The sequence below is a fragment of the Cellulomonas sp. C5510 genome (genome assembly GCF_019797765.1).
GTDB lineage: Bacteria > Actinomycetota > Actinomycetes > Actinomycetales > Cellulomonadaceae > Cellulomonas.
Genome location: NZ_CP081862.1, coordinates 1,602,817 through 1,623,658, shown reverse-complemented (window position 1 = coordinate 1,623,658; position 20,842 = coordinate 1,602,817). Strand labels below are relative to the sequence as shown.

At 73.8% G+C, this 20,842-nt stretch carries 25 protein-coding genes; 11 read left to right on the top strand and 14 right to left on the bottom strand.

All coding sequences use genetic code 11. From position 1 onward, the window contains the following. Positions 1-65 precede the first annotated feature (65 nt). Together K5O09_RS07590 and K5O09_RS07585 are read right to left on the bottom strand one after the other, a co-directional pair. On the bottom strand, positions 66-3,161 hold the full coding sequence (locus K5O09_RS07590) for a bifunctional [glutamine synthetase] adenylyltransferase/[glutamine synthetase]-adenylyl-L-tyrosine phosphorylase (protein WP_255596192.1): 3,096 nt from the start codon (positions 3,159-3,161) through the stop codon (positions 66-68). Positions 3,162-3,238: 77 nt separating this feature from the next. Further along, a complete protein-coding gene (locus K5O09_RS07585) occupies positions 3,239-4,576 on the bottom strand; it encodes a glutamine synthetase family protein (protein WP_222172158.1) in 1,338 nt (445 codons plus the stop codon). A 96-nt stretch (positions 4,577-4,672) separates the two neighbouring features. Here K5O09_RS07585 and K5O09_RS07580 point away from each other — a divergent pair, with 96 nt between their 5' ends. The 4 genes from K5O09_RS07580 (at position 4,673) to K5O09_RS07565 (ending at position 9,306) form a co-directional block, all read left to right on the top strand. Further along, on the top strand, positions 4,673-6,418 hold the full coding sequence (locus K5O09_RS07580) for an NAD+ synthase (protein WP_222172157.1): 1,746 nt from the start codon (positions 4,673-4,675) through the stop codon (positions 6,416-6,418). After that, the gene (gene panB / locus K5O09_RS07575) at positions 6,418-7,245 is read left to right on the top strand and encodes a 3-methyl-2-oxobutanoate hydroxymethyltransferase (RefSeq protein WP_222172156.1); all 828 of its coding nucleotides are present in this window, start codon (positions 6,418-6,420) and stop codon (positions 7,243-7,245) included. Before K5O09_RS07580 ends, panB begins: the two co-directional genes overlap by 1 nt. A gap of 173 nt (positions 7,246-7,418) precedes the next feature. Continuing rightward, on the top strand, positions 7,419-8,438 hold the full coding sequence (locus K5O09_RS07570; protein ID WP_255596191.1) for an endonuclease/exonuclease/phosphatase family protein: 1,020 nt from the start codon (positions 7,419-7,421) through the stop codon (positions 8,436-8,438). A gap of 88 nt (positions 8,439-8,526) precedes the next feature. Further along, positions 8,527-9,306 (top strand): M15 family metallopeptidase, encoded by a 780-nt coding sequence (locus K5O09_RS07565; protein WP_222172154.1) that lies wholly within the window; start codon positions 8,527-8,529, stop codon positions 9,304-9,306. A gap of 26 nt (positions 9,307-9,332) precedes the next feature. Here the strand turns inward: K5O09_RS07565 and K5O09_RS07560 are convergent, their stop codons facing one another. Continuing rightward, positions 9,333-9,509 carry an SPOR domain-containing protein gene (locus tag K5O09_RS07560; protein WP_222172153.1) on the bottom strand — a complete coding sequence of 59 codons (177 nt, stop codon included), beginning with the start codon at positions 9,507-9,509 and terminating at the stop codon, positions 9,333-9,335. 66 nt (positions 9,510-9,575) lie between these two features. Here K5O09_RS07560 and map point away from each other — a divergent pair, with 66 nt between their 5' ends. The 4 genes from map (at position 9,576) to K5O09_RS07540 (ending at position 11,942) form a co-directional block, all read left to right on the top strand. Further along, entirely contained in the window at positions 9,576-10,448 is an 873-nt protein-coding gene (gene map / locus K5O09_RS07555) for a type I methionyl aminopeptidase (protein WP_222172152.1), read from the top strand. Then, positions 10,445-11,242 (top strand): polyphosphate--glucose phosphotransferase, encoded by a 798-nt coding sequence (gene ppgK / locus K5O09_RS07550; RefSeq protein WP_222172151.1) that lies wholly within the window; start codon positions 10,445-10,447, stop codon positions 11,240-11,242. The genes map and ppgK overlap by 4 nt, the downstream gene beginning before the upstream one ends. A gap of 61 nt (positions 11,243-11,303) precedes the next feature. After that, a complete protein-coding gene (locus K5O09_RS07545; RefSeq protein ID WP_222172150.1) occupies positions 11,304-11,729 on the top strand; it encodes a VOC family protein in 426 nt (141 codons plus the stop codon). Between the two features lie 39 nt (positions 11,730-11,768). After that, the gene (locus tag K5O09_RS07540; RefSeq protein ID WP_222172149.1) at positions 11,769-11,942 is read left to right on the top strand and encodes a CsbD family protein; all 174 of its coding nucleotides are present in this window, start codon (positions 11,769-11,771) and stop codon (positions 11,940-11,942) included. A 74-nt stretch (positions 11,943-12,016) separates the two neighbouring features. Here K5O09_RS07540 and K5O09_RS07535 read toward each other — a convergent pair whose 3' ends face one another. Together K5O09_RS07535 and K5O09_RS07530 are read right to left on the bottom strand one after the other, a co-directional pair. Further along, entirely contained in the window at positions 12,017-12,346 is a 330-nt protein-coding gene (locus tag K5O09_RS07535) for a hypothetical protein (protein ID WP_222172148.1), read from the bottom strand. Positions 12,347-12,472: 126 nt separating this feature from the next. Continuing rightward, positions 12,473-12,994 (bottom strand): N-acetyltransferase family protein, encoded by a 522-nt coding sequence (locus K5O09_RS07530; protein WP_370635542.1) that lies wholly within the window; start codon positions 12,992-12,994, stop codon positions 12,473-12,475. A gap of 111 nt (positions 12,995-13,105) precedes the next feature. On the opposite strand from K5O09_RS07530, the gene K5O09_RS07525 reads away from it, so the two are divergent. Next, positions 13,106-13,387: a hypothetical protein gene (locus K5O09_RS07525; protein WP_222172147.1), complete on the top strand. Its 282-nt coding sequence runs from the start codon at positions 13,106-13,108 to the stop codon at positions 13,385-13,387. Between the two features lie 151 nt (positions 13,388-13,538). On the opposite strand, the gene K5O09_RS07520 is transcribed toward K5O09_RS07525, so the two are convergent. Beyond that, a complete protein-coding gene (locus tag K5O09_RS07520; protein ID WP_222172146.1) occupies positions 13,539-13,766 on the bottom strand; it encodes a hypothetical protein in 228 nt (75 codons plus the stop codon). 302 nt (positions 13,767-14,068) lie between these two features. Then, on the bottom strand, positions 14,069-14,548 hold the full coding sequence (locus K5O09_RS07515) for a GAF domain-containing protein (RefSeq protein WP_255596312.1): 480 nt from the start codon (positions 14,546-14,548) through the stop codon (positions 14,069-14,071). Between the two features lie 159 nt (positions 14,549-14,707). Between K5O09_RS07515 and K5O09_RS07510 the strand changes: the two genes are divergently transcribed. Beyond that, complete coding sequence (locus K5O09_RS07510; protein ID WP_222172144.1) at positions 14,708-15,832, top strand: type I restriction enzyme HsdR N-terminal domain-containing protein; 1,125 nt, start codon at positions 14,708-14,710, stop codon at positions 15,830-15,832. A gap of 441 nt (positions 15,833-16,273) precedes the next feature. Here K5O09_RS07510 and K5O09_RS07505 read toward each other — a convergent pair whose 3' ends face one another. From K5O09_RS07505 to K5O09_RS07475, 7 genes are all read right to left on the bottom strand, one after another. Then, positions 16,274-17,389 carry a site-specific integrase gene (locus K5O09_RS07505; protein WP_222172143.1) on the bottom strand — a complete coding sequence of 372 codons (1,116 nt, stop codon included), beginning with the start codon at positions 17,387-17,389 and terminating at the stop codon, positions 16,274-16,276. 3 nt (positions 17,390-17,392) lie between these two features. Beyond that, a complete protein-coding gene (locus K5O09_RS07500) occupies positions 17,393-18,301 on the bottom strand; it encodes a hypothetical protein (RefSeq protein WP_222172142.1) in 909 nt (302 codons plus the stop codon). Positions 18,302-18,385: 84 nt separating this feature from the next. Then, positions 18,386-18,814 (bottom strand): hypothetical protein, encoded by a 429-nt coding sequence (locus K5O09_RS07495; protein ID WP_222172141.1) that lies wholly within the window; start codon positions 18,812-18,814, stop codon positions 18,386-18,388. Next, positions 18,811-19,227 (bottom strand): hypothetical protein, encoded by a 417-nt coding sequence (locus tag K5O09_RS07490; RefSeq protein WP_222172140.1) that lies wholly within the window; start codon positions 19,225-19,227, stop codon positions 18,811-18,813. The genes K5O09_RS07495 and K5O09_RS07490 overlap by 4 nt, the downstream gene beginning before the upstream one ends. A gap of 12 nt (positions 19,228-19,239) precedes the next feature. After that, entirely contained in the window at positions 19,240-19,476 is a 237-nt protein-coding gene (locus K5O09_RS07485; RefSeq protein ID WP_222172139.1) for a DUF3263 domain-containing protein, read from the bottom strand. Further along, complete coding sequence (locus K5O09_RS07480; RefSeq protein WP_370635540.1) at positions 19,473-19,907, bottom strand: ImmA/IrrE family metallo-endopeptidase; 435 nt, start codon at positions 19,905-19,907, stop codon at positions 19,473-19,475. Before K5O09_RS07480 ends, K5O09_RS07485 begins: the two co-directional genes overlap by 4 nt. Next, entirely contained in the window at positions 19,908-20,288 is a 381-nt protein-coding gene (locus K5O09_RS07475; protein ID WP_222172137.1) for a helix-turn-helix transcriptional regulator, read from the bottom strand. A 213-nt stretch (positions 20,289-20,501) separates the two neighbouring features. Between K5O09_RS07475 and K5O09_RS07470 the strand changes: the two genes are divergently transcribed. Continuing rightward, positions 20,502-20,756, top strand: coding sequence for a helix-turn-helix domain-containing protein (locus K5O09_RS07470; protein WP_222172136.1), 255 nt, complete (start codon positions 20,502-20,504; stop codon positions 20,754-20,756). The last annotated feature ends 86 nt before the right edge of the window (positions 20,757-20,842 follow it).

The following is a 20,842-nucleotide window of genomic DNA, read 5'->3' as shown; positions in this document are numbered from 1 at the left end:
GGGACCCGGGGTAGCGGCCGCCGCGCCACCGCCCGCCCAGCCGCCGGTCGCCCAGCCGCCGGTCGTCAGGCGTAGAAGACGGCCTCGACCACGGCCCGCGCGCGGCGCGACGCGCGCAGCCACGCGTCCTCCAGCTCCTGCGCGGAGCCCGACGGGTAGCCGACGACCGCCGCGAGCCCCGACATCACGCGCCGGTCGTGCGGCAGCACGTCGGCGTGCGCGCCGCCCGTGCGCCCGGTCCACAGCACCAGCGCGTCCCGCAGCCGCGACGCCAGCTCCCACGCCTCGACGAGCACCGCGGCGTCGTCCGCGCCGAGCAGCCCCGCGTCGCGTGCGGCGGCCAGCGCCTCGAGCGTCGACGGGGTGCGCAGCGCCGGGTGCTCGTGGGCGTGGCGGAGCTGGAGCAGCTGGGCGGTCCACTCGACGTCCGCGATGCCGCCTCGGCCGAGCTTGAGGTGCCGGGTCGGGTCGACCCCGCGCGGCAGCCGCTCGGACTCGACGCGGGCCTTGATGCGCCGGACCTCGCGCACGCCGGCCGGGTCCAGCCCGCCCTCCGGGTAGCGCAGCGGGTCGACGAGCGCCACGAACCGCTCCCCGAGAGCCGCGTCGCCCGCCACCGGCCGGGCGCGCAGCAGCGCCTGGCTCTCCCAGACCAGCGACCAGCGCGCGTAGTACTCGGCGTAGGCGTCGAACGACCGCACCAGCGGACCGTTGCGGCCCTCGGGCCGCAGGTCCGCGTCGACCTCGAGCGCGGGCTCCGGCCCCACAGCCCCGAGCAGCGAGCGCAGCCGCGTCGCCACCCCGGTCGCGAAGTCCTGCGCGAGCTGCGGGTCCGCGCCGGGCGCGGGGTCGTGCACGAACAGCACGTCGGCGTCGGAGGTGTAACCCATCTCCCGGCCGCCGAGGCGCCCCATCGCGACCACGAGCACCGCCGTCGGGTCGCTGTCCAGGTGCCGGGCGGCCCGCTCCTCCCAGGCCGCCACCCGGAGCGCTCCCGCGAGCAGCACCTCCGCCGTGACGGTGAGGCTGCGCGAGGCGCGCGAGCCCGTGACCACACCCAGGACGTCCGCCACGGCCGTGCGCGCCAGCTCGCGCCGCCGCAGCGCCCGGAGCGCACCGACCGCCGGCACCGGGTCGTCCGCCCGGGTGAGGATCGCGTCCGCCTCCGCCGAGAGGCGCTCGTGGCTGCGGGGCTCCAGCTCGGCGTCGTCGTCGAGCCACACCACCGACTCGGGCGAGCGGCCGAGCGCGTCGGCGACGTACCGCGACGTCGACAGGGCCCGCGCGAGCCGCTCGGCGGCCGTGCCGGAGTCGCGCAGCAGCTTGAGGTACCAGTGCGTGCCGCCGAGCGTCTCGGACAGCCGGCGGAAGGCCAGCAGCCCGCCGTCGGGGTCCGGACCGTCGGCGAACCACCCGATCATCACCGGCAGCAGCTGCCGCTGGATCGCCGCCCGCCGCGACACCCCCTCCGTGAGCGCCGCGATGTGCCGCAGGGCGCCCGCCGGGTCGCGGTAGCCGATCGCCGCCAGCCGCTCCCGGGCGGCCTCCGGGGCGAGCGCGGCCTCCTCCGTGGAGAGCTGCGCGGTCGCGGGGAGCAGCGGGCGGTAGAACAGCGCCTCGTGCAGGTGGCGGACGTCGCGCCGCACCTGCCGCCACCGCTCGACCAGCCCTTCGGCGCCCTCCGCGCGCATCCCGACCGACCGGGCGAGCCGCCGCAGGTCGGCCTCGGCGGTGGGCATGAGGTGCGTGCGCCGCAGCCGGAACAGCTGGATGCGGTGCTCGACGGCGCGCAGGAACCGGTAGCAGACGGCGAGCTGCGCCGCGTGCTCCCGTCCCACGTAGCCGCCGGCCGACAGGGCGGCGAGCGCGGTGAGCGTGTTGCCGCTGCGGATCTCCGGGTCGGACCGCCCGTGGACCAGCTGCAGCAGCTGGACCGTGAACTCGACGTCCCGCAGCCCGCCGACGCCCAGCTTGATCTGCCGGTCGGCCTCCGCCGCGGGCACGTGCCGCTCCACGCGCCGGCGCATGGCCTGCGAGTCCTCGACGAAGTTCTCCCGCCGCACCGCCTGCCACACCAGCGGGTTCAGCGCCGCGACGTAGGCGTCCCCCAGCTCCCGGTCCCCGGCGAGCGGCCGCGCCTTGAGCAGCGCCTGGAACTCCCACGTCTTGGCCCAGCGCTCGTAGTACGACCGGTGGGAGTCGAGCGTGCGGACCAGCGGGCCGTCCTTGCCCTCCGGCCGCAGCGCCGCGTCCACCGGCCACAGCTCGGGCTCCCCCGACGGCCCGGCGCAGGCCCGCGCCAGGGCGGCCGCCAGGCGGGTGCCCGCGGCCAGGGCGGCGGCCTCGTCGGTCCCCTCCACCGGCTCCGCGACGTACACGACGTCGACGTCGCTGACGTAGTTCAGCTCCCGCCCGCCCGTCTTGCCCATGCCGATCACCGCGAGGCGGACCGACCGGCCGTGGTCGTCCAGCTCCGCCCTCGCCAGCGCGAGGGCGGCCTCCAGGGCCGCCGCCGCCAGGTCCGCGAGCGCCGCGGCGACACCCGGGAGGCGGGTCAGCGGCTCGCCGCTCGTGAGGTCCGCCGCGGCGATCCGCTGGAGCCGCGCCCGGTAGGCCCGGCGCATCGCGTCCACGCCCGCGGGACCGCCGGGTGCCGCCACCGGCACGTCGGCGTCCGGGTCCGCGCCGACGGCCCGCAGCAGCTCCGCCCGCACGTCGGCCGCGGGGACACCCGTCGCGGCCTCCTCGTCCAGCACCACGTCCAGGTGCTCCGGGTGCGCGCACAGGTCGTCCCCGAGGGCCACGGAGGCGCCGAGCACCGCGAGCAGGCGGGCGCGTGCCGAGCCGTCCTCGGTGAGCACGGCTCGGAGCCGGTCGCGCCGCCCGCCGTCGCCGTCGAGCACGGCACCCGCGATCTTCGCCAGCGACAGCAGCGCCTGGTCGGGGTCCGCGGTGTCGGCGAGCGCCGGCACCAGCGCGGCGGGCGCCACGACGCCCGGGTCCGGGGCGAGGCCGTCCGCGCCGGCGTCCGCGTCGCCGCCCAGCAGCCGCACGAGCGCGGCGTCGGACAGCAGCCGCTCCGCGCGCGCGGCGTCCGCGAACCCGGCGCGGGTCAGCCGACCCGCCAGCGTGCTGCCCCGACCCACCGACGTGCTGCTCACGCGCTCACGCTACCCACCGGCAGCGCACCCGCGCGCCGGCCGTCCAGCGCCCGGCCGACGGGCGGCAGGACGCGCGGTCAGAGCATCGGGAGGAAGCGGCGCAGCTCGTACGGCGTGACCTGCGCGCGGTACTCCTCCCACTCCTGGCGCTTGTTGCGCAGGACGTAGTCGAAGACGTGCTCGCCGAGAGCCTCGGCCACCAGCTCGGACTTCTCCATCACGGCGATCGCGGCCTCGAGCGACGCGGGCAGCGGCTCGATGCCCAGCGCCCGGCGCTCGGCGTCGGTCAGCTCCCACACGTCGTCGTCGGCGCCCTCGGGCAGCTCGTACCCCTCCTCGACGCCCTTGAGGCCGGCGGCGAGCAGCAGCGCGAACGCGAGGTACGGGTTGGTCGCCGAGTCCACGCCGCGGTACTCGATGCGCGAGGAGTTCGACTTGCCGGGCTTGTACATCGGCACCCGCACGAGGGCGGACCGGTTGTTGTGGCCCCAGCAGATGTACGACGGCGCCTCGGAGCCGCCCCACAGCCGCTTGTAGGAGTTCGTGAACTGGTTCGTCACGGCGGTGATCTCGGCGGCGTGCCGCAGCAGGCCCGCGATGAACGACCTCGCGGTCCTCGACAGGTCCAGGTGCGCGCCGGGCTCGTGGAACGCGTTGCGGTCGCCCTCGAACAGCGACAGGTGCGTGTGCATGCCGGAACCGGGCTGGTCGGCGAGCGGCTTCGGCATGAACGAGGCGAACACGCCCTGCTCCAGGGCGACCTCCTTCACGACCGTCCGGAACGTCATGATGTTGTCGGCCGTGGTGAGCGCGTCGGCGTACCGCAGGTCGATCTCGTTCTGGCCCGGCCCGGCCTCGTGGTGGGAGAACTCCACGGAGATGCCCATCGACTCGAGCATCGTGATCGCGGCGCGCCGGAAGTCGTGCGCGGTGCCGCGCGGCACGTGGTCGAAGTAGCCGCCCTGGTCCACGGGCACGAGCGGCTGGGCCGGGTCGGCGGGCGCCTCGAACAGGTAGAACTCCACCTCGGGGTGCGTGTAGAAGGTGAAGCCCTTCTCGCTCGCCCGGGCCAGCGCACGCTTGAGCACGTTGCGGGAGTCGGCGAGGGACGGCTCACCCTCGGGCGTGAGGATGTCGCAGAACATCCGCGCGGTGCCGTGCCGCTCGCCGCGCCAGGGCAGCACCTGGAACGTCGTGGGGTCGGGCTTGGCGATCATGTCCGCCTCGTACACCCGTGTCAGGCCCTCGATCGAGGAGCCGTCGAACCCGATGCCCTCCGAGAACGCGGCCTCGAGCTCCGCGGGCGCGACGGCCACCGACTTGAGGGTCCCGAGCACGTCGGTGAACCAGAGCCGGATGAATCGGATGTCGCGCTCCTCCACCGTGCGGAGGACGAACTCCTGCTGCCTGTCCATGCGGTACATCCTGCCTGATCCGGGGCCGCCGGGGGTGGTGCACCACGCCGCCGGGGGCCGGTGGCTGCGCCCGGTCCGCCCGAATAGGCTCGCGGCATGCCCGACCAGCACGACACCCGCGCGCTGCGCGTCGCCCTCGCCCAGATCGACACCTGCGTCGGCGACCTCGCCGGCAACGTCGACGCGGTCCTCACCTGGGCGCGCCGCGCGGCCGACGCCGGGGCCGACCTCGTCGCGTTCCCCGAGATGACGGTGACGGGGTACCCGATCGAGGACCTGGCGCTGCGCGCGTCCTTCCGCCGTGGCGCGGAGCGGGCGCTGACCGGTCTCGCCGCGTCGCTCGCGGAGGCCGGGCTCGGCGACCTGACGGTGGTCGTGGGCACGGTCGGCGAACGCACGACGCGCGAGCACGACGGCGCCCCGGCCCGCCCGACCAACCAGGCCGTCGTCCTGCGCGGCGGGAGCGTCCTGCAGCGCTACGACAAGCACCACCTGCCGAACTACGGCGTCTTCGACGAGTTCCGCATCTTCGCGCCGGGCGGCGAGCCGACCGTCGTGGACGTCGCCGGGCGCCGCGTCGGGCTGCTGGTCTGCGAGGACATCTGGCAGGACGGGCCGGTCGCGGAGCTGTCCGACGACGACCTGGACCTGCTCGTCGTCATCAACGGCTCGCCGTTCGAGGAGGGCAAGGGCCACATCCGCGCCGAGCTCGCGGGCCGGCGGGCGGCCGAGGTCGCCGCGCCCGTCGCCTACGTGAACATGGTGGGCGGCCAGGACGACCTGGTGTTCGACGGCGGCTCGTTCGTCGTCGGGCCGGACGGCGGGCTGCTGGCGTCGGCGCCGCAGTTCGTCGAGCACCTCCTGGTGTGGGACGTCCCGGCGCCCGGCACCCCGCCCGCGCGGGGCGACGTCGCTCCCCCGCTGCACCCGGACGAGGAGATCTACCGCGCGCTCGAGACGGGGCTCGCCGGGTACGTCCGCAAGAACGGCTTCCGGTCGGTGGTGCTCGGGCTGTCCGGCGGCATCGACTCCGCGCTCGTCGCCGCCGTCGCGGCGGACGCCCTGGGCGGCGACCGGGTGGTGGGCGTCTCGATGCCGTCGCGCTGGTCGTCGGACCACTCGAAGGACGACGCCGCCGACCTGGCGCAGCGCATCGGGGCCGACTACCGCGTGCAGCCCATCAAGCCGATGGTCGACGCGTTCGAGGGCGAGATGGCCCTGGACGGCGTCGCGGCGGAGAACCTCCAGGCCAGGGTGCGGGGCGTCATCCTCATGGCGCTGTCCAACGCCGAGGGCCACCTCGTGCTGGCCACCGGCAACAAGACGGAGCTCGCGGTCGGCTACTCGACCATCTACGGCGACGCCGTGGGCGGCTACGCCCCCCTGAAGGACGTCGACAAGTCCCGCGTCTGGGCGCTGGCCCGCTGGCGCAACCACCACGCGGTCGACCGCGGGGAGCTCCCACCGATCCCGGAGAGCTCCATCACCAAGCCGCCGTCCGCGGAGCTGCGTCCCGGACAGGTGGACCAGGACTCGCTGCCGCCCTACGACCTGCTCGACGAGGTGCTGGACGCGTACGTGGAGCACGCCGAGGGCCGCGCCGAGCTGCTGGACCGCGGGTTCGACCCGGAGATCGTCGACCGGGTGCTGTCGCTGGTCGACCGCGCCGAGTGGAAGCGGCGGCAGTACCCGCTCGGACCGAAGGTCACGGCGCTGGCGTTCGGCCGGGACCGTAGGCTGCCGATCACGACCCGCTGGCGCGAGCCGGTCCACGAGACCGCCTCGGCGGAGGCCACCGAGCGCGCCACCGGCACCACCAGCGACCCCGTGGAGCAGCACTGATGTCCCAGCACCCCGCCCCCTCTCCGGTCCGCCGCGTGCGGGTGCACCACCTCGCGGAGGCCAAGCAGCGCGGCGAGAAGCTGACGATGCTGACGGCCTACGACTTCGCGACCGCGCGGATCTTCGACGAGGCCGGCATCGACGTGCTGCTGGTCGGCGACTCCATCGGCAACACGATGCTGGGGCACCCGTCACCGATCCCCGTCACCGTCGACGAGATGATCCCGCCGACCCGCGCCGTCGTACGGGCCACGCAGCGTGCCCTGGTGGTCGCCGACCTGCCGTTCGGGTCGTACGAGTCCGGTCCCGACCAGGCGCTCGCGACCGCCACCCGGTACCTGAAGGAGGCGGGCGCGCACGCGGTGAAGTTCGAGGGCGGCGCCCGCGTGGCCCCGCAGATCCGGGCGCTCACCGACGCGGGCGTGCCCGTGGTCGCGCACCTGGGGTTCACGCCGCAGTCGGAGAACACCCTCGGCGGCCACCGCGTGCAGGGTCGCGGCGACGAGGCGGCGGAGCGGCTCGCCGAGGACGCCGTCGCCGTGCAGGACGCCGGGGCGGTCGCGGTCGTGCTCGAGATGGTGCCCGCACCCGTCGCCGCGCGGATCACCGAGGTGCTGTCGATCCCGACCATCGGCATCGGCGCCGGGCCGGACTGCGACGGCCAGGTCCTCGTCTGGACCGACATGGCGGGCATGTCCGACTGGTCGCCGCGGTTCGCGAAGATGTTCGCGCCCGTCGGCGAGCTGCTCGGGCAGGCCGCCCGGGCGTACGCCGCCGAGGTGCGCGGCGGGCAATTCCCCGACGCCGACCACTCGTTCCTCAGCTGAGCACGCCGGCGCCGGGCGGCGCACCCCAGCGACCGAGGGACGGGGCCGGTGCGCCGGACGCCCGCGCCGCTGCGGCACGCCCGGACACCACCCGGGCCCCGCGGCGGCGGGTGCTCGGCACGGTGGCGTGCACGGTGGCCTGCACTCTGGCCTGCGCCGTGGCCGCTGGCCTCGTGGCCGCGCTCCTCGCACCGGACCGGCTCGGGCTCACCGGCCGGGCGCCGTGGGTGCAGCTCGTGGCACTGCGCGGACTGGTCGCCGTGGCGCTCGTGCTCGCCGCGGCGGTGCTGCTGGCCGCGGTCGCCGGCTGGGCCCGGGTCGCCGAGAAGACGGGACTGCGCCGGCCCGGTCGGCGGCTCCCGCTCGCGCTCGCGGCGCTGCTGGTCGCGGGCGCCGGCGGTCAGGGCGCGGTCCTGGCGGGACGCGGTCTCGACGGCGACGGCCCCGGCGCCGCGCGTGCGGACGAGCTCGTCGTGCTGTCGTTCAACACGTTCGGCACCGTGACGGCCGGCGAGCTGGCCGCGCTGGTGCAGGAGCAGGACGCCGACGTGGCCGTGCTCCCCGAGACGTCGGGTCGGACGGCGCGCGAGGCCGCGCGCCTGCTGACCGACGCGGGGCGACCCACCACCGCCCTCGCCGCGGACGCGGTGGGCCGGCGGGCCGACGGGGTCGCCGTCCTGCTACGGGACGCGCTGGGCGGATACCGCACGACCACGCAGGGGCTGCCGGCGACGGACCTCGGCACGTTCGCGGCCGTCGCGACGGGTAGGAGCGCGGCCACGGAGCCCGGCGCGGGCACCGCGGCCGACCGCACCCCGCCCGCGCCCGGCGTCGTCGTGGCCGTCCACACCCGGGCACCGTCGTCGCGTGGCTCGATGCCGCAGTGGCGCGCACACGTCCCGGGCGTCGCCGACATCTGCCGCAGCACCCCCGGCGCGGTCGTCGCGGGCGACCTCAACGCCACCCTCGACCACCCCGGTCTGGCCGACCTGGGACCCTGCGTGGACGCGGCCGCGGTGACCGGCGCCGCCGGGCTCGGCACCTGGCCCGCCGACCTGCCCCGGGTGCTCGCCGCGCCCATCGACCACGTGCTGGTCGACGCCCGGGTCTGGCGTGTCACCGGATTCGGCGTGCTGCCTCGCGTCGGCACGAGCGACCACCGCCCGGTCGTCGCGCACCTCGTGCGGCACTGAGGCGCCGCGCGCCGGTCGCCGCGGCGCGCCGCACCGCGGACCCCGGAGCTCCCGCCGCGGACGCGTCCCGCCCTCTAGCCTCGTGCGCATGCGCCGCGACACCGCCGTCGACCCTTCCGGGGCGGCGCGCTCCCCGGCCGGTCCGACCGACCGCCCATCCGCCGACCGCCCGGGCGCGCCCGCCGGTCGCCCACGGCCCGACGCCCCGGCCGCGGGCCGTCGCCCCCCGGGACCGCCGCCGCTGCGCCTCACGCGCCGCGGGCTCGTCGTGCTGGGCGTGCTGGCGCTGGCGGTCGTCGGCCTGGTGGTCGCCCTGGTCGTGGCGGTCGTGCGCATCGCGGGCGGCAGCGAGCCCGCCCCGCCGGCCGCGCTGGTCGCACCGTCGTGCGTGCCGGACCGCGCCGAGTCGCTCAACTGCTGGCCGGCCGTCGACGAGGGCGACGACCCGCGGCTGGAGGTGTCCCCCTGGGTCACCGGCCGCCTGCTCGGCGGCGACGTGCGGACCGTCCTGGACCACGTCGCGCAGCGGTTCGACGCCGAGGTGGAACCCGTGGACGTGGCGAGCTCCTGGGGCTGGGCCTACCGGCCCGTCCGGGGCGAGGACGGCCAGGAGGACCGGCTGTCGAACCACGCCTCCGGGACGTCCATCGACCTCAACGCGACGGAGCACCCGCTCGGCGCCACCGGTACGTTCACCGCGGACCAGGTCGAGGCGATCCGGTCGATCCTCGCGGAGGTCGCGCCCGTCGTCGCGTGGGGCGGCGACTTCGACGGGCGGGTCGACGAGATGCACTTCGAGATCGTCGGCGACGCGGAGGCGGTCGCCGAGGTGGCGGCGCGGCTCACGGGCGCGGCCCCGGAGGGCTGAGCGCCGGCGGCGCGGCGCCCGTCGGGTCACGACCGCTCGCGGCGGTCCTCCTCGTCCCACGCCTCGGTGCGGGCGCGCGCCTTCTCGAGCGCGTGCTGCGCCGCCTCGCGCGTCGGGTACGGGCCCATGAGGTGCGACCAGGTCGACTGCTTGCCCTGTTCGACCTGGCCGGTCTCGGTGTTGTAGTAGAACTCGTCGGCCACGACGACCTCCCTCGGTGCGCGGGCCCGCGGTCGGCGTGCGGGCCGTCGCTTCGTAGACTGCCAGGCATGACGTCCGTCCACGCGCCGAGGCCGGCGCTCGTCCCGGGCCGGGTCGGCCCGCGGCGCCCGGTCCCCGCGTCCCTCCCGCGCCCCGAGTACGTCGACCGCCCCGCCCCCGAGCCCTACACCGGCAGCGACGTGGTGGCGCCGGAGGTCGTGGAGCGGATCCGGGTCGCCGCACGGATCGCCGCGCAGGCGCTCGCCGAGGTCGGCCGGCACGTCGCCCCGGGCGTCACGACGGACGAGCTCGACCGCGTCGGGCACGAGTTCCTGCTCGACCACCACGCCTACCCGTCCACGCTCGGCTACCGCGGCTTCCCGAAGTCCCTGTGCACCTCGGTCAACGAGGTGATCTGCCACGGCATCCCCGACTCGACCGTGCTCGAGGACGGCGACATCGTCAACGTCGACATCACGGCGTTCACCGGCGGCGTGCACGGCGACAACAACGCGACGTTCCTGGTCGGGGACGTCGACGAGGAGTCGCGGCTGCTGGTCGAGCGCACGCAGGAGGCCCTGACCCGTGCGATCAAGGCCGTGCGCCCCGGGCGCGAGGTCAACGTCATCGGCCGCGTCATCGAGAAGTACGCGGCCCGCTTCGGCTACGGCGTGGTGCGCGACTACACCGGGCACGGCGTCGGCGAGGCGTTCCACTCCGGGCTGGTGATCCCGCACTACGACGCCGCGCCCCAGTACGACCGGGTCATCGAGCCCGGGATGGTGTTCACCATCGAGCCGATGCTCAACCTCGGCACCCCCGACTGGACGACGTGGGACGACGGGTGGACGGTGGTCACCGCCGACCTGCGCCGCAGCGCCCAGTTCGAGCACACCCTGCTGGTCACCGACACCGGAGCGGAGATCCTCACACTCCCATGAGCGCGCACACCTCCCCCCACGCCCCGCGGGCGTTCGGCATCGACATCGGCGGCTCGGGGATCAAGGGCGCCCCCGTCGACCTGACGACCGGCGAGTTCGCCGCCGAGCGCGTCCGCATCCCCACCCCGCAGCCCGCGACCCCCGCCGCCGTCGCGGAGACGGTCGCCGAGCTGGTCGGGCGGTTCGACCTGCCGGACGACACCCCGGTCGGCGTGACGTTCCCGGCCGTCGTGCAGCACGGCGTCGCGCGGTCCGCCGCCAACGTCGACGTGTCGTGGATCGGCACGAACATCGAGCACGTGCTCGGCGAGGCGGTCGGGCGCCCGGTGCTCGCCGTCAACGACGCCGACGCGGCCGGGTACGCCGAGACGCTGTACGGCGCCGCGCGGTCCACGTCCGGCGTGACGTTCGTCTGCACGCTCGGCACCGGCATCGGCACCGCGATGGTCGTCGACGGGGTGCTCGTGCCGAACCTCGAGCTCGGGCACCTCGAGATCGACGGCCACGACGCGGAGACCCGCGCCTCCGACGCGGCGCGCGACCGCGAGGGCCTCGACTTCGAGCAGTGGGCCGAACGGCTGCAGCGCTACTTCGGCGTCATCGAGGACCTGTTCTGGCCGGACCTCATCGTGGTCGGCGGCGGCGTCAGCAAGCACCACGAGAAGTTCCTGCCGCTGCTGCACCTGCGCGCCCCGATCGTGCCCGCGCAGCTGCGCAACGCCGCCGGGATCGTCGGCGCCGCGGCGCTCGCCTCCCGCGCCGCCCGGGCCGCTGCCGGCGGCACCGCCTCCTGATCCACCCCGCCCCGGCCCCGCACGGCGTGCGCGGGCCGGGGCCCGGCCGTACGGTCCCCGCATGGGACTCGTGGTGAGCCAGCTCTGCATCGACGCGCGCGACCCGCTCGCCCTCGCCCGCTGGTGGGAGCAGGTGCTGGGCTGGCGCGTCGACGAGGACGAGGACGAGGTGGCGCTGGAGCCGCCGGACGGCGCCGCGCCGGCGTGGCTGTTCCTCCGCGTCCCCGAGGACAAGCAGGTCAAGAACCGGCTGCACGTCGACCTGCGGCCGCCCGACGGCTCCGACCAGGCCGCCGAGCTGGACCGTCTGCTGGGCCTGGGTGCCGTCCCGGTCGACGTCGGTCAGGGCGACGACGTCACCTGGTGCGTGCTGGCGGACCCGGAGGGCAACGAGTTCTGCCTGCTGCGCAGCACGCCCTCGCAGCTCGCGGAGGTGATCGCCGCGGAGGACGCCGCTCGGGATGCGGGCGGGCCGGTCCCGGCTTAGCGTCGAAGAGCCAGGTCACCGCAGCGCAAGGAGGATCTCATGGGACTCGACGACAAGATCGCGAACGCCGCGGAGAAGGTGTCCGGCAAGGCCAAGGAGGGCGCGGGCCGCGCGAGCGACGACGAGCAGCTCGAGGCCGAGGGCCGGACCGACCAGTCGAAGGCGGATCTCAAGGACGCCGGCGAGAAGGTCAAGGACGCCTTCAAGCACTGACCTCCGAGCCGCCAGGTGCCCCGCCCCGGTCCCCGGGCGCGGGGCACCGGCGATCCGGGGCCCGGACCACGGACTCATGCGACGTCGCGCGGCGCCCGGGTCGCGCCGACGGGCGCGCGGAACCGCGGAGCACCGTCCTCGCTCGGCTGGGGCACCCAGGGCCCGGTCGTGCTGAGCCCGACCACGTCGAGGTGCACCTGGGCGATGTCCGCCAGCGGGAGCGGGTAGTCGGGCGCGGAGGTGCGGCTCTCGGCGAGCGGGACGTCGTCCTCCGCGAGCAGCGTCAGGGTCCACGTGACCGCGTCCGCCCCGGTGTGCACGGGCGAGTGCACCAGCACGTGGCGCGCGCGGCCCGCCTCGGGTCCGCTGAGCGCTGCGATGCGCGGCAGCCGCCGTCCGGTCATCCATGCCCCCCTGCTCGCTCGAGGCCCGGGTCGCCCAGCCCGGTCCAGAGTGGCTCCCGCTGCGGCGTGACGGCAGGACCTCCGTCACTGGTGCGCCGTCGGACGGGCGCAGCCGTCGGCCTCCCGCTACAGCCGCTTCTCGAGCAGCAGCACGTCCCGCCACCGCCCCGCCAGCGGGCCGTGGGACATCAGCCCGAGCCGCTCACGCCGCCCGACCACGCGGAACCCGGCAGCCGCGTGGAGCGCGAGGCTCGCGGCGTTCTCCGGGAACACGCCGGACTGCACGGTCCAGACCCCGGCCGCCGCGGCGGCGTCCAGCAGCGCCTCCAGCAGCAGCCGCCCGACACCACGCCCGCGGGCCGCCGACGCGACGTACAGCGACGCCTCGACGACCCCCGCGTAGACGCACCGCCCGGACACGGGGCTCACGGCCACCCAGCCCAGGACCGACCCGGCGTCGTCGACGGCGACCAGCCGCAGGTCCTCCCGGTGACCCGCGTCGAACTCCTCCCACGTCGGAGGCTCCGCCTGGAAGCTCGCGTGACCCGTCGCGATCCCCTCGGCGAAGACCGCCAGCACCGCGTCGGCGTGCTCAACGGTCATCGGCACGGCGTGCACGGTGGCATCGGGCTGGGTGGCGGTCACCATGCGGTCCTCCGGTCGTGGTCGTGGCGCGCCCCCATGGTGCCACCGGAGATCACCCGCACCCCGACGGCGCCCCGCCGTGCCCCGACCTGCCCCCTGCCGGACACTGCCGTCGTGGACCTCGCGCAGACCGTGCCGGGCGGGATGGCCCGGCTCCGCGCCGCCGTCCCCCTGCTGAACGCTCTGCCCGTGCCGCCCGGCGAGCACCACGACGTCGACCGGCCCGTCCCCGTGACCGTCACGCTGCGCTGGGCGACCGGGGCCGAGCGGCTCGACACGGTCGCCGTGGAGTGGACGCGGACGCTGGTGCGGGTGCGGATCGCCGACCTGCGCGTGATGACCGGGGCCGTGTGGGTGCCGGCCGAGGACGTGCGGCGGCGCGCCTGCGCGGGCTGAGGCGCGCGGGTGCGGCTGAGGCGCGCGGGTGTGCGGCTGAGGCGCGCGGGTGTGCGGCTGAGGCGCGCGGGTGCGGTTCGGGGAGCCGGCACGGCCCGCGCGCGGGCTGACCGCGGCACGGCTCAGGGCTCGGCCCGACCGCGGGAACGGCTCAGGCCAGGCGTTCGAGCGTCACCGCAGCGTGGTGCTCGCGCGGCGAACCCGGACGGGCGCCCCACGACAGCACGCCGCGCTCGACGGCTCCCACGACGTCGGGCACGGCGCCCTCGTAGCGCGCGCTCGGGTCGTGGGCGAGCTTCTCCGCGAGCTCCGCGACGCCGCGGGCGTCCGCCGCCTCGTCCGCCGCGATCCGGGTCATCCGGAAGAGTCTGTCGGTCATCACAGCTCCTTCGTCGGGCCGGTGATCCCAGGCTACGATCCCGGCGGGCCGCCCGCCCGGCGGCAGCTCCCGCCCGGCGCAGGACGCCGGCACGTCCCACCGCACCGCCCCAGCAGACCCCGACCGCCGGCGACCGGCTCTCCACCCAGTGGCAGAACTCCGCGCCGCACCGCGCGGCCATGCTCGACGCGCCGTACATCGGCATCGGCATCGTGAAGGTCGGCAACCGGTACTCCGGCCTGCTGGTGTTCGGGGCGTCCTGACGTCCGCGCCACCCGGGACGCCGCACCCGGCTGTCCCCGTCAGGGCAGGCGGTCGGGCTCCTGCACCGGGAGCACGAGGCCCTGGGTCCGCACGGCCTCCGCGATCTCCTGCGTGAACCGGTCCATCGCGACGAGCGTCTCCCGGTCCCACGGGTCGACGACGTCCGCGTAGAGGTTCAGCGCGAGCGTCGACTCGGCGTCCACCAGCGCGGGCAGCGCCGCCGCCGACCGGAACCCCCGCTCGAGCGCGATCGTCCGCCACGCCGGCCACCGTTCGTCCGCCGCGATGTCCAGCACCAGCTCCCCCCGGAGCTGCTGCAACGCCGTCACGCACGGCCCGTCCGCGTGCTCGACCTCCACCCGGTCGCACTCCGCGGCGCGCTCACCGCTGCTCGCGACGTACTGCAGCAGGTCGCGCTGGCGCAGGATGATGCTGCACTCGGTCGGCACCCCGACACGCTCCGCGGCCTCACGGGCGAACGCGTCCAGGAACGCGAACGTCTCGTCGCGGTCGTCCATCTCGGGCACGGGGCACCTCCAGTCGGGGAGAGGAGTCTCCCACGGCTGCGGAGGGCCGGATGACACTGCGCCGCGGCGACAGCGACGGCCGGAGAACCCCGATGTGATTCACCCACACGGCGCTCTCGACCACCTCCGCGGGTTACTAGCATCCGGCACATGTCCGTGAGCAAAGGCGCCGGGGCCGTCGAGCTCGGCGAGCGGCTCGCTTCCCTCGCCAGCAAGGTCGAGCAGCAGAAGCCCTCCATCCAGACCGAAGAGGCGACGAAGAACGCGTTCGTGATGCCGTTCATCGCGCTCGTCCTCGGGTACGACGTGTTCAACCCGCAGGAGGTGGTTCCGGAGTTCACCGCGGACGTCGGTATCAAGAAGGGCGAGAAGATCGACTACGCCGTCGTCAAGGACGGCGAGGTCCAGATGCTCATCGAGTGCAAGACCGTGGGCTCGCCGCTGACGTTGAGCCACGCCTCGCAGCTCTTCCGCTACTTCGCCACCACGAACGCACGCATCGCCATCCTCACGAACGGTGAGCAGTACCACTTCTTCACCGACCTCGACCGCCCGAACCGGATGGACGACAAGCCCTTCCTGCAGCTGGACCTCACCGACCTCGACCCCTCGGTGTTCCCCGAGGTCGAGAAGATGGGCAAAGAGTTCTTCGACCTCGACTCGATCGTCAGCGCGGCCGAGGAGCTCAAGTACGTCGGCGCCCTCAAGCGCGTCCTGGCAGCGGAGTTCCGCGAGCCCGGCGACGACTGGATGCGGCTGCTCATCACGCGTGTGTACGACGGCCCGATCACCCAGCGAGTGCGGGAGCAGTTCGGTCCGCTCGTGCGCAAGGCGTCGAAGCAGTTCCTCGCGGATCAGGTGAACGAACGACTCAAGGCGGCACTCGGGACCCAGGCGAACGGCTTCTCGCCCGCACCTGAGGCCATCACCGGCGAGGTTGCGGCGGAGGAGAGCATCGCCGAGGCTGAGAACAGCCAGGACCGCGGCGTCGTGACGACTCTCGAGGAGCTCGAGGCGTTCCAGATCATCCGCGCCATCGGATGCAGCGAGGTCCCCGCGTCCCGGATCGTCGCCAGGGACACCAAGTCGTACTTCGGTGTCCTGCTCGACGACAACAACCGCAAGCCGATCGCGAGGCTGCACTTCAACACGAGCCAGAAGTACCTGGGCCTGCTCGACGAGGAGAAGGTCGAGACGCGGCACCCGATCGACACGCTCGAAGAGATCTACCACCACGCCGACGAGGTCCGGACGGCTGTTCGCAGGTACGTCTGAGCGGCCGTCCGGCCCTCCCGGGGCGTCCTCGCGGCTCGGGATCACGCTTCCCGGACGTGCCGGGTACGGTGATGAGCGCCATGAGCCGAGAAGACGATCCGCTACCGTCGCCGTGGACGTTGGCCGGTCTCGCCCTGTGGGGTGTGCTCTTCATCACCTGGCAGCCGTTCGCCTGGTGGCGGACCACCGCCGGGGTGGTCTTCCTAGTCGGCGCCGGGTGGGCAGCGGTCAGACTGCGACGTCACACCAGACGTGGGTGAACCAACCACACTGCGACCTCTTCAGGGAGATCGGTGCGCTGTGCCGCGCGACCTCGGCTGTCGGCCGAGCCGACGTGCCTTGGGCGCCACAGCGGTGCGGATGAGCTGGCCGGTACGCCGGGTTCCGCGGAAGGTGCTTCTGACCTGCTGCGATGCGGCCGTGGGGGCTCTGTGGGGGCTCTCAGTCCGCTGGGAGCGCAACGAGACCGTCGGACGCGACCCGCATCCGCTCCTCATCATCCACCCACAGGTGGGCGTACGTGGCGAGGGTCTCCTGCGGGCTCTTGTGCCCGAGCCGGTGCGCGACCGCCACAGGAGACGCTCCCCCTGCGATCAGGACCGACGCGTGGAAGTGCCGCAACTCGTGCCACCCTGTCCCCTCCTCGAGGCCGATCTTGGCGCCGGCCGCACGCCACGCGGTGGACGCCATGCCGCGGGTGATCGCTCGCCCCTGCCCGGTGGTGAACACCAGGCCCGTCCCGGGGTCGCCGAGGGCGTCTGCGGTGGCTTTCCCGATCGACACGGTGCGGACGGACGAGTCGGTCTTCAGCGGCCCCCACGCGGGGCGGGAGGAGGCCGTGGAGGTCATCTGCCGGTCGACGCGGATCTGCGCACCGAAGTCGGTGAGCGTCACTCGGTCCCAGGTGAGGCCACGGAGTTCCCCGGAGCGGAGGCCAGACGCCGCTGCGAGGACGGCCATGCGCTGGTACGGCTTCCACAGGGCGTCGATGAGGTGCTGGACCTGCACCACGGTCATCGGGACCACAGGGAGGGTCTCGATGGCCGGGAGGTTGATCTTCCGGCACGGTGACGTCGGGATGCGGCGCTCCTCGACCGCGAGGGAGCAGATCCCGGCGAGGTAGATGTACGCGACCCTCACGGTCGCTGGCGCGAGGGACTTCGTCCATTCAGTCACGGCCGCTTGGATGGTCGTGCGGTCGATCGCGGACAGCGGCTTGTCCCCCAGGGTCGGCAGGATCGTGCGGTCCAGCCGCCGGCGGACCACCGCGAGGGACGTGGCCCGCTGGTGGACCTGCTCGTCGTACCACCGCTCGGCCATGTCCCGCAGGGTGATCGCGGCGCGCTCGGGGGCGATGTACGTCCCGGACCGGAGCTCGACCCCGACGGTCTCGAGGTGTGCTTCGGCGGCGTCCTTCGTCCGGAAGGCACGCTTGCGGCGGCGGCCGTCGACCTCGTGCCAGACGGCCAGCCACCTCGAGCCCTGCCCGTGGCGGGGGCCCTTGACCTTCCGCCCGGTCGGGCCGGGGACCATCCAGCGGTCCTCGACGTGCGCCACGGGTCAGTTGCCGTCGAGCTCGAGGGTGAGCTGCTCGCCGCCAGCGATGTGGTCGACCACCCGCACGATCGTGTACTCGGTCTTGAGGCCCTCCGGTGTTCGCGTCTGCACCGTCCGCACTTGGGCGTGGATGATGTCTGCCTTCCCGAAGCGCTCGATGCCCTTCTCGACGCGGTCGACGAACGCATGATCCTCGACGCGAACGAAGAACCGCGAGAGGCCGTTGCTGACCTTCCACTTCCCGCCGCGGCGGAACGTGATGTCCATGGGCTGCAGCATCATCGGCTCGGTTCGGTCGAGGAGAACCGTCTCGTCGGGTCCTGCGACATCGAAGGCCGCTCGGTCGCTGGACTCGACGACCGTGGTCGTCCCGCGGTGGGCGATAGCGAAGGTCTCCACGCCCTCGTCGGCGAGGGGCTTGACGGCGTCGCGCAGTCCGATCATGACGCGGCCGTCCTGGTAGACGACCCAGGAGGCGTTGGTGGTCTCGAAGACCGTCCCGTCGGGGAAGGTGAGCCTGACGAGTGGAACGTCGGTGTCGCTCGTCGTCGGTACCGCCGCCGCAGTCGGCTTGCCTCCATGACGCAGGCGAAGCACGGCGATCGTCACAGCACCGATCACCCCGCCGACGATGTCCTTCACGGCGAGAGCCGCGGTGACCTCTGGGCCGGAGAAGACCGCGACGGCCTGCCGATAGAGCTCCGGGAGGTCGCGCAGGATGAGGTTGACGTCGAAGGATGCCGCCTCGGTGGCCTGGACCTCGAGGCGTACCGGGTAGTCCGGGGCGATGATCTGCTGGGCGCGCTCGACGGCGTCCGCGAACCCGAGCAGTGCCGGCGCGAGGTCCCTCACGCTCATGCGGTGCGTCGCCAAGGCGGGCCCGTCGTACAGGACGGTGAACTCCTCGCTCACTCTCGACCTCGCCATGCGCTCATTCTGTCTCCAACCACTGTCATCGGATCGGTCCCGCCCTCGACGTGCGCCACGCACTACCTCCTACTGGTCGCGGCGCGATCGCCGGGTCTCCCCGGTCACCGCTTCCGGCTCCGTCGCCCGCGCGGCAGACGAAGTCACTCGCCGCCCCCCACCGGCTTCCCCTGCGGTTGACGCCGGGTCGTCGCCCGTCTCCTGGCGACGCATCACCTCGGCGACGTACTGCGCGGTGAGGTCGATGTTGGTGGTCATCTGGGACAGGCCCATGACGAGGACGATGAGCCCGACGAAGCCGGCGAGGGCAGCGAAGATGAAGAACCCAGATCCGGCGTCGCGGCTCCCGTAGAGGGACATCGAGCTTGAGATGGCCGCTTGGCTGCCCATGACCGCAGACGCCCCGCCCGCGACGAGCAGCAGAACTCCGGTCACGACCATCCCCGTGGACCGCGCGTACCTCGAGTGGTCGATCCGTGGACGAACAGGCGTGCTCATCTCTCCCCCTTCGCGATCCGCGCGTAGAACGTGCCGCAGGTGATGCACTGCACTCGTTGCTTGACCGCCTTCGCCGCGACCAAGCCGCCCGCGCCGCCGGTCATCACGGTTGCCGTGCCGACCTTCATCCGCTGCCCGACCGTCCGGCGCGCCTTGAACTGGACGCCCCCGCACTTCGGGCAGCGCGGCGCTCCGTCCGAGGTGTCGAGCCGCGGGGGCTCGGCCTTCGTCTTCGCGCGAGCCGGCCCCTTGGACTGTGCCCCTCGGATCTCCGCCTCGGTGTACTGACCGTTCGGCTTGCCCGAGGTCGGCGTCCGCTGCATCTCCGCCAACTCTCGCGCGAGACGCTCCCGCCCGAAGTACGCGATCACCGCGATCACCAAGACGGTGATGCCGACGACGACCCAGACCATCGCTGCCCCCCTCTACACCGCGACGCGCCGTCGGTGGCGCTGCCTGTCCCGTACCGCGCGCGCTCGGACGAGCGCCGCTGGTGCGTACTCCCATGCATCGGCACGATCGAGCAACCCGTTGAGCACCTGGTAGTGCCGCACCGGCGTCAGCCCGAGGCCGCGGATCGCGTCCTCCTTCGCGCCGGCGTACTTCCACACCCGGGACTCGAGGTCGAGCACAGCGCGCTCGGTGTCCGTCAGGCCGTTCACGCGCCCCGCTCCTCTCGGTCGATCCGCGCCTGGATGTGGTCGCGCTCGGCATCGGTGAGCGCGGAGAGGCGGCGCCGCAGCACCGGCACGGTGACGCCGAGGTGCTCGGCGACCATCTCCGGGTCGAGCGGATGGATGCACAGCGCCTCGGCGATCGCCTCGACGTCGTCGAGGAGTCGGTGCGCGGCGATCTTGTCGGCTTCGAGCTCCTGCCGTCGGCCGAACCACCCGCCCTGCGGCCGGTGGGTGCGGTCCATGTGCACGAGCTCGTGTGCCAGTGCGCAACGCCGCCCGCGGGCGTCCAGGGAGCGGTCGAGCAGTACGACGCGCTCGGAGGACACCCAGGCGCCCTGAGCGGGTGCGAGGTCGCACCGGTGGATCAGGACGTCTGGGTATCGCTCCGCGGCGTCAGCCCATGGGCTGTACGTCACTCACTCCCCCATCGTTCGACGAACCTCTCGCGCCACTTCGAGCGCCTTCAGCCTCGCCGCGGCGATCACGAGCTCACGATCGCGCTCGGGGAGGTCCGACAGGTCGATGTCCAGCAGCACGCCATCTGGAGTGTCTGACGTGGCACTGACATCGGGGAGAGTGCCCCGTCCGGCGAGCACCTCGGCGATGGTGCCCGCCGGCCACTGGAAGTAGCGCTCGATCTTGCCTTGGGTCGGGGACTTGGGCTTACGCGCTCCCAACAGGAGGTCGGTGAGCGTTCCCGGGTCGATGCCGATCTCTCGGGCCAACTGACCAGGCGTCATGCCCAGCCGAGCGAGCTCGGCGTTGATGGCGCGCTGGACGTCTTCAAGGCCGGCCATGGTGGTCCTCGCTTGGTCGTCATGGATGGAACTGTGTGACAGAACACCAGGGAACATCAACCAGGCCACAGCCGTACACAGGGCCACTTCGCGGGAACACACCGGTGTGATTCACGGACTGCAGGGGTGTTTGACCTGCACTAACGCGCAGATGGGTGACGACTTCCCCAGTGACCGTTGACGTGTTCCCTGATGTTCCGTAGTGTCCGTGGCATGAACCAGAACAACCCGGTCGGTCTAGACCCGGAGTGGGTCCGGATCGGCGAGACGCTCCGGACGATCCGGGAGAGCCGGGGACTGCTGCTCGGAGAGTGCGCCTCCGCGATGGACATCTCCTACGCGTACCTCTCCAACATCGAGGCCGGGCGCAAGCGCCTCACCCCGCGGCTCCTGACGCGGGCCGTGGAGGTGCTGGGCGTCCGCCCGATCGCGATCATCCGGCCCGGCTACTTCGAGGACGCGGCCTGATGGCCCGCCTCGTCCTGGTCCGTGCGCCGACGCCGGACCCGACCCCCGACCCGGAGCCGCCGGCGTCCGCCGCGGCCGTCCCGACC

Coding starts and splice junctions, on each gene's coding strand:
- K5O09_RS07585 (WP_222172158.1), bottom strand. CDS start 4,576: ATGGACAGGCAGCAGGAGTTCGTCCTCCGCACGGTGGAGGAGCGCGAC.
- K5O09_RS07580 (WP_222172157.1), top strand. CDS start 4,673: ATGCCCGACCAGCACGACACCCGCGCGCTGCGCGTCGCCCTCGCCCAG.
- panB (WP_222172156.1), top strand. CDS start 6,418: ATGTCCCAGCACCCCGCCCCCTCTCCGGTCCGCCGCGTGCGGGTGCAC.
- K5O09_RS07565 (WP_222172154.1), top strand. CDS start 8,527: ATGCGCCGCGACACCGCCGTCGACCCTTCCGGGGCGGCGCGCTCCCCG.
- map (WP_222172152.1), top strand. CDS start 9,576: ATGACGTCCGTCCACGCGCCGAGGCCGGCGCTCGTCCCGGGCCGGGTC.
- ppgK (WP_222172151.1), top strand. CDS start 10,445: ATGAGCGCGCACACCTCCCCCCACGCCCCGCGGGCGTTCGGCATCGAC.
- K5O09_RS07545 (WP_222172150.1), top strand. CDS start 11,304: ATGGGACTCGTGGTGAGCCAGCTCTGCATCGACGCGCGCGACCCGCTC.
- K5O09_RS07540 (WP_222172149.1), top strand. CDS start 11,769: ATGGGACTCGACGACAAGATCGCGAACGCCGCGGAGAAGGTGTCCGGC.
- K5O09_RS07535 (WP_222172148.1), bottom strand. CDS start 12,346: ATGACCGGACGGCGGCTGCCGCGCATCGCAGCGCTCAGCGGACCCGAG.
- K5O09_RS07530 (WP_370635542.1), bottom strand. CDS start 12,994: ATGGTGACCGCCACCCAGCCCGATGCCACCGTGCACGCCGTGCCGATG.
- K5O09_RS07520 (WP_222172146.1), bottom strand. CDS start 13,766: ATGACCGACAGACTCTTCCGGATGACCCGGATCGCGGCGGACGAGGCG.
- K5O09_RS07515 (WP_255596312.1), bottom strand. CDS start 14,548: ATGGACGACCGCGACGAGACGTTCGCGTTCCTGGACGCGTTCGCCCGT.
- K5O09_RS07510 (WP_222172144.1), top strand. CDS start 14,708: ATGTCCGTGAGCAAAGGCGCCGGGGCCGTCGAGCTCGGCGAGCGGCTC.
- K5O09_RS07495 (WP_222172141.1), bottom strand. CDS start 18,814: ATGAGCACGCCTGTTCGTCCACGGATCGACCACTCGAGGTACGCGCGG.
- K5O09_RS07490 (WP_222172140.1), bottom strand. CDS start 19,227: ATGGTCTGGGTCGTCGTCGGCATCACCGTCTTGGTGATCGCGGTGATC.
- K5O09_RS07475 (WP_222172137.1), bottom strand. CDS start 20,288: ATGGCCGGCCTTGAAGACGTCCAGCGCGCCATCAACGCCGAGCTCGCT.
- K5O09_RS07470 (WP_222172136.1), top strand. CDS start 20,502: ATGAACCAGAACAACCCGGTCGGTCTAGACCCGGAGTGGGTCCGGATC.